Below are 1284 nucleotides of genomic sequence, written 5' to 3' on the forward strand. Positions count from 1 at the left end.
CAGGGCTAACGCATCAAAGCTCATTATATAAACAAACTCAAGGATTCGAATAAATAATCATCATTTAAACAACAGAGCCTGCGTTTATTTTCCATGCTTAACTTACGGGATTTATTCTGTTTCAGCATATTCAAAATCCATTTTCTGAGTACAGCTAAATTTTCACCGGCAAATCCTGTCCGGGCCTGGAGTTTATCCTCTCGAAACGCAACATCAAGTGACCAGTGTAAATGATTCTCCACCGACCAGTGAGAGCGTGTTGCTTGCAAGGCTTTCTCCGCATTCATTGGCTGGCTACTGATATAAAATCGGACAAAATCATGCCCACGTCCTTTTTCTGTCCGTTCAGATTGGACTGCTATTATCGTCTTTGCTTTCCATTTCTGACAAATGGGCATCTGCTCACCAACAGGGAATTGCCAGCATCGGCGATGTTCCTGGCGACCATGCTGATTATCAAATTGTTCGTAGAAAGAGGGGCCGGCAATATCTTTTGGCGTATTCGCCCAAAAAGCGTGAAATTGCGCGCTGACTTCAGCGGCCAGTGTCGGCTGATTATCTTTGACTGCCAGCAAATAATCCGCGGATTTTTCCAGAATAATCTCGGCGATTTTTGTTTGCGTTCCCGCAGCATCAATGCTCACAAGACATCCTTCCAGCGCCAATAATTGGAGAAGTTCAGGAATGGCTTTTATTTCATTGGATTTTTTCTCCACTTTTTGTTGCCCAAGGCAGAGTCCCAGTTCAGTTGACCAGACATTGACGGTATGGATACGATTAGCTCCCCGACCTTTTGCTGTTGCCCTTAACGCCTTACCGTCAACCGCCAGTTGCCCTGAAAGACCTTCCTTTTTCAAAATATGATCCACCCATTCCTGAAACAATGATTGCAGGGTACTGGCTGGCATAATGGCAAAAATCCGGTTAAAAGTGTCATGTGAGGGAACCCCATTTGCCAGGGTTAACCAACGCTTAAACCATTTTTCGCGTTCCTGAGCAAAGAGCGCAATTTCGGACCAGGTATCAAAACCACACATCATGGCACAAAGTGCCATAAAAATGACCTCAGATAGCACATGAGAACATTTTGCTTGTTGACGTGGGTCAGGTAAGGCTTCGAGGTAGTCAAACAGGGCTTTCTGAGTCATAAATAAGGCCATTATTACGGGAAGTTGTGGATAAATAACGGTAAACAGATAAGATTGCAACAAGAATAAAGCGTGGCTTATTTTGTACGGTTAATTCGTCATCTTATGGATAAAAAATGATCATGCGTTAGCCCTG

The 1284-nt window shown here is 43.8% G+C and carries 1 protein-coding gene; it reads right to left on the reverse strand.

All coding sequences use genetic code 11. From position 1 onward, the window contains the following. Positions 1-23: 23 nt before the first annotated feature. Positions 24-1148 carry an ISAs1 family transposase gene (locus ACGF49_RS24520; protein WP_228903249.1) on the reverse strand — a complete coding sequence of 375 codons (1125 nt, stop codon included), beginning with the start codon at positions 1146-1148 and terminating at the stop codon, positions 24-26. Positions 1149-1284 lie beyond the last annotated feature (136 nt).

The organism is Photorhabdus sp. RM96S (assembly GCF_042879335.1).
GTDB lineage: Bacteria > Pseudomonadota > Gammaproteobacteria > Enterobacterales > Enterobacteriaceae > Photorhabdus > Photorhabdus kayaii.